The organism is Sutcliffiella halmapala (genome assembly GCF_050107295.1).
GTDB classification, from domain to species: domain Bacteria; phylum Bacillota; class Bacilli; order Bacillales; family Bacillaceae_I; genus Sutcliffiella_A; species Sutcliffiella_A halmapala_A.
This window is the reverse complement of sequence record NZ_JBNIKR010000016.1, coordinates 56,196-63,214: the sequence shown is the minus strand read 5'-3', so window position 1 is coordinate 63,214 and position 7,019 is coordinate 56,196. Positions and strand designations below refer to the sequence as shown.

Here is a 7,019-nt window from a genome sequence, read left to right as displayed (position 1 = left end):
TGCATGTATTAGGCACGCCGCCAGCGTTCATCCTGAGCCAGGATCAAACTCTCCAATAAAGAGTTTGAGCTTATGCTCAAATGTTGACTAGCTTATGTTACTTTTTCGTTCTTTGTTAATCCCTATAGGATTAACGTGGACGCTGTTGTTTTGTTTAGTTTTCAAAGATCATTTCAATCGGTTTATCGCTCAGAAGCGACTTTATTAATGTAACATATCAACCTTGTTAAAGTCAACATGTTTTTTGTTTTTTTATCGTGCGAGCGTTTTGTCTCTCGCAGCGACGAATAATAATATACCACGCTTTTCAAATGAACGTCAACTACTTTAGAAACATTTTTTCAAAAAGGTTTTTGAGTCTATTTCGTTATGTACTAACGCATAGTAGCAGATAAGCAAATTGAAGTTCGCGGCTGTCCCTTGGTAAGTGCGGATTTTGTTGAAATACGCGCTTTATCGATATCTCCTCTCTTTTCGTGGATATATTGAAATTATCATCGATAAATTTCTATTTTCGTTGATACGGCGGCCGGAACCGTTGATATTTATAAATTCCCGTTGATATAACGGATTTCAGTCCTACACTACAACTCGAAATACCGACTCGATTTGCCCTTTTTACACGGACAACGCAAAAGAGACTCCCACAAAGCATATTACTCTGCAATGCAGGAGCCTTCACCTTCTTATAGGGTTTCTCGTTCCCGGTATACCGCTTTGGAGCGAATGTATTGCATGCATTCGGTTGGGTGGGCCACTCTTTTGAACATATTGAAGAGGATTTGGTAGCGTTCCTCCATGGCATGTTTGACAACACGATCTATGCGATTATCTTCAAAATCGTGAAGCAGCTCTTCCAGTTCCCGCTTTAGCAGGTATTCCATTTCTTTTACCTCTTTATTATTGAACAGCATTCCTATCATTTCTTCACCTCGAAAAAGACGTTATATTGTATTTTTTTCCACCGATCGTGTTTTTATGAAACATTTTCCTAGATATTTTTTTATCATAAGTTTTGTCCCATTGAATAATTATTAATTAGATACCGTGGACAAGGGGGAGACGTATGAATTTTTTCTATGTGATTAACGGAAGAAAGTTCAAGCAATTATCCATCATCATTTTGGCTTCTTTCTTTACTGCAGGGATTTTATATATAGAGAATTTTACTAACTTACCGGTTTTTTCTACTAAGGATGGGCAGCCAGTAGCATTCTATAAAGGTGAAGGGAAAGTGAAGGAAATTGCGTTATCCTTCGATATTAGCTGGGGAGACGAAAAAGCACTGCCCATACTTGATACTTTGAAAAAGAATAATGCTACGGGAGTGACTTTCTTTCTGTCTGCCTCCTGGGCGGAACGGCATCCAGATATAGTGAAGCGGATCACGGACGATGGACACGAGATCGGCAGTATGGGCTATGCCTATGAAAACTACCGTGATCTGGATGATTTGAAAGTGAAACGGGATATGTTGAAGGCACTCGATGTATTTGAGAAGCTGGGCGTGAAGGAAGTGAATCTGCTGCGCCCACCAAAAGGCTCTTTTGATAAGAGGATTTTGAAAATCGCCAATTCGCTTGGATTTACGATTGTACATTGGAGTGTCGATTCCCATGATCTCATCAACCCCGGCAAAGATATCATTATTGATAATGTGACGAAGAATTTAAGCAACGGGGATATTATCCTCCTGCACGCGTCTGACTCTGCCAAACAAACGGAGGATGCCTTGCCGGAGATCATTCAGCAGATAAAAACAAAGGGTTATGAAATAAGCTCTGTAACCGACCTGATCAATAACACAAAAGCCAATAGCAAAGAAATACAATAGAACAAAGGGCGCCCTCACTTGAGGACGCCCTTTCGTTTACTATTTTGCAGTTGCCGCCTTCCCTTTTGTCTGATTCAGCTTGTGCAGAACCAGCATCTGGTAGGAGTTGCATGCAAGCAGTGGAAAAAGCATGAGCAATAGCCAGCTTGGCTCATTTTCACGCAGTACCGGAAACCACTCAACAGTTGTTACCACGACCATGAAAAACAGTGCAGGTATAAAGGCATGATGGTTCGTCTGCGCTTTTTTTACATAAGCAACCAGCAGACCGTAGATGAGCAGAAAGACCGGGAATGCTAAGTAAGGTAATAACGAGTCGCCTTCTTTTGCAAAAGCGATATATCGGAAGTAGACAAGATCGAATAATACAAAGGCAATCAGCACCACTTGAACGGCATTCCATAATGATTTGAAGATACCAAGTCCGAACCTGTGAACGGTCAAGTAGGCGAAGAAACCCATTTGGCTGATGATACTGAAAATCAGTCCTATTCCTATGTACCAGAAGATAACCGATAAAACTTGAAGATATTCTCCATTTGCAAATTCATGTGTATGTTGATCCCAACGAACTATAAACGCAACAATAACGGTACTTACTGCTCCGATTAGTAACGTGGAAAGAAATAATCGAACCCAATTACGACTGTTCACTTTTTCTTTTCCTCCATATATAACAGTTTAAAGACACTATAAATGATTGTACCAATCCAGCCAATAAAAATCCATCATCCCCCTCTTGCAAATTTGTATATTTCATTAACTTTGTCACATATTAAGCGTATGCAAAACCAGTTGGAAGGAGTTTTCTTATGAAAAGCTACTTTTTGCCGTTTTTCCTCTTATGTTTCCTGCTTTCTGGTTGTGCGCAGGGTGAAGAGGGTGCCGGACAAATGGATTATGAAGAAACCAAGAAAATGGTTGTGGATATATTAAAGACAGATGATGGAAAAAAAGCGATTGAAGAAATTATGACAGATGACAAAATGAAACAGAATTTTGTTTTGGACCAGGAAGTTGTAACCAGTGCCATTCAACAAACACTTGATAGTGAAAAAGGGGCGGAATTCTGGAAAAAGGCTTTTGAGGATCCGAAATTTGCAGAGACTTTTGCAAAAAGTATGCAAAAGGAGCACGAAAAACTGATAAAAGATCTGATGAAGGACCCAGAATATCAAGGATTGATGATCCAGGTATTGCAGGATCCTGAAATGGAAAAGCAATTGGTCAAGGTTTTAACTGGCAAGGAGTTTAAGACACACTTGCAAAAAGTGATAACCGAAACCTTTGAAAGTCCACTTTTTAAAGCCAAGCTACAGGAACTCCTTCTTAAAGGCGCCTCTGAAATGCAAGGCGGACAAAAGGAACAGGGTGGTGGAGGCGACTCTGAGCAAGGTGCCGGCAGTGAAAGTGGCGAAGAATCCGGCGGTGGCGGACAATAAAGAAAAGGCAGACCTAGTCAATCAAGGTCTGCCTTTTCTTTTAGGTTAGTTCTACCACTTTTGATGCAATATCAAGATAGATTTTTCCAAGTGCATGATCATTCTGATAGATGGACGGCGCAAAGTCATCCTCGTCCCAATCAGGCTGTTGAAGAGGCAATTGACCGAGCAGCGGTGCCTGAAGCTCTTCCGATAGCTTTTTCCCTCCACCTTGGCCGAATACAAATTCTTTTTCGCCTGTCTTTTTGCTTTCAAAATAGGCCATGTTTTCGATAACACCGATTACTTCATGGTTTGTTTTTATGGCCATCGCCCCTGCACGTGCCGCTACAAATGCTGCGGTTGGATGCGGCGTGGTCACGATAAGTTCCTTACAGGATGGAAGCATAGAGTGAACATCCAATGCCACATCGCCCGTTCCAGGTGGCAGGTCGAGCAGAAGGTAATCCAGGTCTCCCCACTCCACTTCATTGAAGAAGCTGTTCAGCATTTTCCCAAGCATCGGACCTCTCCAGATGACGGGAGAATTGTCCTCCACGAAAAACCCCATGGAGATGACCTGTACGCCGAAGCGCTCCACCGGGATGATCTTCTCGCCCCGGACAACCGGTCGTTTCGTGATTCCCATCATATCCGGAACGCTGAAGCCGTAGATATCCGCATCAATCAGACCGACTTTTTTACCAAGACGCGCCAAGGAAACTGCCAGGTTTACGGAAACGGTGGATTTCCCCACTCCTCCTTTTCCACTCGCAATTGCCAGGAAGGTTGTCTTGTTGTTTGACAGCAAGTTTTCTTCTTTTCCTGCCGCCGCTGTTGCGCCGTAGCGATCAATCACTTCTCTAGGCAATTCCGTGAAGCGCAGTCCTACTGTTGCCGCTCCTGCTTCTTTCAGGAGGTTGACGATGGCTCCTTGCAACTGCATCTGTTCTGCCGTTCCCGTTTTAGCCAGTGCAATTTTTACACTGACATGGTTTTTCTCTTCCTTGATAGAAATCTCTTCGATTGCATTTGTCTCTTCGAACGTTTTATGTAAAATTGGATCCTGTAGATCCTTCAGTAGTTGTACCACTTTTGCTTCTGTTAGCATGTTGACCCCACCCCTGCACGTTATTGTCTTTATAAAGATGAATTCGTTTACAATCCAAGTATAACATATCCTCCATCACGTTGAACGGATTAAAGCACGAAAGGAAGCGAGATGGGGACATAAAAAAGTCCCCCTTTTATTCTGGAGGATCTTCAAGTTCTTCTTCCACGGTATAATGACGCATAATCCCGTTATAGACGGATGCTGCCAGTTTCTTCTGATACTCTTCCGTGCTTAATAGTGCCCGCTCGGAAGGGTTTGATAAAAACCCCACCTCCACTAGTGCACCTGGAATTTCCGCCTTTTTCAAGATGTAAATGCCGTTGATGGACTTTGCATAGCGGTCGGTATTCCCCAGATTCACCCGGAGTTCATCCTGTATGAATTTTGCCAATCGCTCGTTTTCGTTTGATTCGGAACGCTGGTAGAAGGTTTGTGCCCCTTTCCATCTTGGAGAGGGAATCGCATTCAAGTGGATGCTGATAAACAGATCTCCATCCGATTCATTTACCATCTCCACCCGTTTCTTGAGGTCTTCCACTTTGCGCCTGCTGTAGCCTTTTGTCTTCGGATCGGCCAGGTCGACATCTTCCTCGCGTGTCATCAGTACGAGCGCCCCCTGCTCCTGCAAATAATCCCTCAAATGCAGGGATACCTGCAGCGCCACATCCTTTTCCAAGATCTCTCCTCCGACGGCACCACCATCCGGACCTCCGTGACCTGGATCAAGTATGATTATTTTACCGCTTAGCGGGAGATTCCATTGTTCCCATGTATCCTCGCTAAAGAATTGAAACTGTATTGAAAACAGTAGAATAAGGCCTGTAGTCAGCAGCGCCCAGAACTTCCACCTTCGCATATGTATCCCTCCCGCATGTCCTCATGTTTCACTATATGGGACAAGACGGAGGATTATGATAATTAGTGCAGCCTCATCCGGTACCTTTTTTCCCCCTTGTGGAAGCCTTCCCTCCACCAATAGTCGATGAAAGCCTCACAGGTCATATAAAAGGATTCATGGACAAGATCATTCTCACCAATCGCTCCCCAATACAGGAAGTAATCATATAACGTGTCTATCAAGTATTTCTCCTCTACATGGCAACGCGTCTTCACCTTTTCCACGTTTTCGCCATGGTAGCCGAACTTGCTATAGGACGCACCTAGAAGATATGCCTCGATCGCTACATCCAGGCAGCCTTCTTCTATTGCAGTAATTGGTTGTGGTTTATGTTTTAAGTAGGGATTGAAAAAATCCTTCACTTTTGTTCTCAAAATATCCAAAGAAATTTCGCGAAGCATTTTGCGTTCATATTTCATCTGCTTTTCTCTTCGCTTTTCTTTAAAGGTTGTTAATACGGTCAACTCTTTCACACCCTTTCACCATTTAGTTTCCTAATGGTGCTGAGCTTTCATGCGTGGAAAGTTTGAGTACGTTTTTCCAAGTATGAATTTCATGAACCATGAATTTATTTGCTGTTTCCAGAATATAGATGCTAGGAGAAGGATAGAGAGTGAGGTGTCTGAACAGCATGAATGATGATCAAAAAACCTTTACTAAAATGAAATCCTACATCCCTTATCACAGCCCTTTTGACCCTTGTCCTCCAATTGGAAAGAAATATTATAGTACACCACCCAATCTTTACCTAGGATTTCAACCACCGAACCTCCAGCAGTTCCATCCACTTGATGCATTAAAGAAAGGTACGCTCTGGCCAGCTCTTTATGACTATTATGAAAATCCATATGAAAAGAAAAGGAGGTAAACCAAGTGACAAACTCTCTCCCTCCTGAGTATTATCAGCTTCTCGAGGAAATTCAGGCCGTCGACTTTGTCCTGATGGAACTGACCTTATATCTGGATACCCACCCCGATGATGAAAAGGCATTAAATCAATTCAACCAGTATGCCACTTACAGTAATCAGATCAAGAAGAATTTTTCAACAAAATTCGGTCCGTTGCAGCAATTTACCGTAAATCCCAACGATCGTTGGGACTGGGGAAAGGGACCTTGGCCCTGGCAGGTTTAACGAAAGGAGACTAACAAATGTGGGTTTATGAAAAGAAGCTGCAATACCCCGTCAAAGTGAGCACCTGTAATCCAACTTTGGCGAAATATCTTATTGAACAATACGGTGGTGCAGACGGAGAGCTAGCCGCTGCCCTCCGTTACCTGAATCAACGTTATACGATTCCGGATAAGGTTGTTGGGCTATTGACGGACATTGGTACAGAGGAGTTTGCCCATCTTGAAATGATTGCCACGATGATCTACAAGCTGACAAAAGATGCAACTCCTGAACAATTAAAAGCCGCTGGAATCGGAGAGCATTATGTGAATCATGATAGTGCCCTTTTTTACCATAATGCAGCTGGTGCACCTTTTACCGCTACATATATCCAGGCAAAAGGGGATCCGATTGCAGATCTCTATGAGGATATAGCGGCAGAAGAGAAAGCGAGAGCTACGTATCAATGGATCATCAATATGTCGGACGATCCTGATCTGAATGACTCCCTTCGTTTCCTCAGGGAAAGGGAAGTCGTCCATTCCCAACGATTCCGAGAAGCTGTGGAAATACTAAAAGAAGAGCGAGACCGTAAGAAAGTGTTTTAGACTGGATTATTATTACCACGGCGCAAAAAAT

At 43.0% G+C, this 7,019-nt stretch carries 10 protein-coding genes and 1 rRNA gene; 5 read left to right on the top strand and 6 right to left on the bottom strand.

The features are described 5' to 3' along the window. Both ACQCT5_RS20935 and ACQCT5_RS20930 read right to left on the bottom strand, forming a co-directional pair. Positions 1–59 (bottom strand): 16S ribosomal RNA (locus ACQCT5_RS20935); the annotation flags it as partial. A gap of 627 nt (positions 60–686) precedes the next feature. Continuing rightward, on the bottom strand, positions 687–923 hold the full coding sequence (locus ACQCT5_RS20930; protein ID WP_499644805.1) for a hypothetical protein: 237 nt from the start codon (positions 921–923) through the stop codon (positions 687–689). A 143-nt stretch (positions 924–1,066) separates the two neighbouring features. Here ACQCT5_RS20930 and pdaB point away from each other — a divergent pair, with 143 nt between their 5' ends. After that, positions 1,067–1,834, top strand: coding sequence for a polysaccharide deacetylase family sporulation protein PdaB (gene pdaB, locus ACQCT5_RS20925; RefSeq protein WP_499644803.1), 768 nt, complete (start codon positions 1,067–1,069; stop codon positions 1,832–1,834). A gap of 39 nt (positions 1,835–1,873) precedes the next feature. Here the strand turns inward: pdaB and ACQCT5_RS20920 are convergent, their stop codons facing one another. Continuing rightward, on the bottom strand, positions 1,874–2,488 hold the full coding sequence (locus ACQCT5_RS20920) for a KinB-signaling pathway activation protein (protein WP_499644801.1): 615 nt from the start codon (positions 2,486–2,488) through the stop codon (positions 1,874–1,876). A 158-nt stretch (positions 2,489–2,646) separates the two neighbouring features. Here ACQCT5_RS20920 and gerD point away from each other — a divergent pair, with 158 nt between their 5' ends. Next, positions 2,647–3,276, top strand: a complete 630-nt coding sequence (gene gerD, locus ACQCT5_RS20915; RefSeq protein WP_499644799.1) for a spore germination lipoprotein GerD — start codon at positions 2,647–2,649, stop codon at positions 3,274–3,276. Positions 3,277–3,316: 40 nt separating this feature from the next. Here the strand turns inward: gerD and salA are convergent, their stop codons facing one another. The 3 genes from salA to ACQCT5_RS20900 form a co-directional block, all read right to left on the bottom strand. Further along, on the bottom strand, positions 3,317–4,366 hold the full coding sequence (gene salA / locus ACQCT5_RS20910) for an iron-sulfur carrier protein/transcriptional regulator SalA (protein ID WP_499644797.1): 1,050 nt from the start codon (positions 4,364–4,366) through the stop codon (positions 3,317–3,319). A gap of 136 nt (positions 4,367–4,502) precedes the next feature. After that, positions 4,503–5,225, bottom strand: coding sequence for an N-acetylmuramoyl-L-alanine amidase CwlD (gene cwlD, locus ACQCT5_RS20905; protein WP_499644795.1), 723 nt, complete (start codon positions 5,223–5,225; stop codon positions 4,503–4,505). Between the two features lie 62 nt (positions 5,226–5,287). Then, positions 5,288–5,731: a YbaK family protein gene (locus tag ACQCT5_RS20900; RefSeq protein WP_499644793.1), complete on the bottom strand. Its 444-nt coding sequence runs from the start codon at positions 5,729–5,731 to the stop codon at positions 5,288–5,290. Positions 5,732–5,928: 197 nt separating this feature from the next. Here ACQCT5_RS20900 and ACQCT5_RS20895 point away from each other — a divergent pair, with 197 nt between their 5' ends. Genes ACQCT5_RS20895 through cotJC form a run of 3 tightly spaced genes read left to right on the top strand, consistent with a single transcriptional unit; the run spans position 5,929 to position 6,988 of the window. After that, a complete protein-coding gene (locus tag ACQCT5_RS20895) occupies positions 5,929–6,135 on the top strand; it encodes a spore coat associated protein CotJA (RefSeq protein WP_386645347.1) in 207 nt (68 codons plus the stop codon). A gap of 5 nt (positions 6,136–6,140) precedes the next feature. Further along, entirely contained in the window at positions 6,141–6,401 is a 261-nt protein-coding gene (locus ACQCT5_RS20890) for a spore coat protein CotJB (protein ID WP_499644791.1), read from the top strand. A 17-nt stretch (positions 6,402–6,418) separates the two neighbouring features. Continuing rightward, positions 6,419–6,988, top strand: coding sequence for a spore coat protein CotJC (gene cotJC, locus ACQCT5_RS20885; protein ID WP_499644789.1), 570 nt, complete (start codon positions 6,419–6,421; stop codon positions 6,986–6,988). Positions 6,989–7,019: the final 31 nt, after the last annotated feature.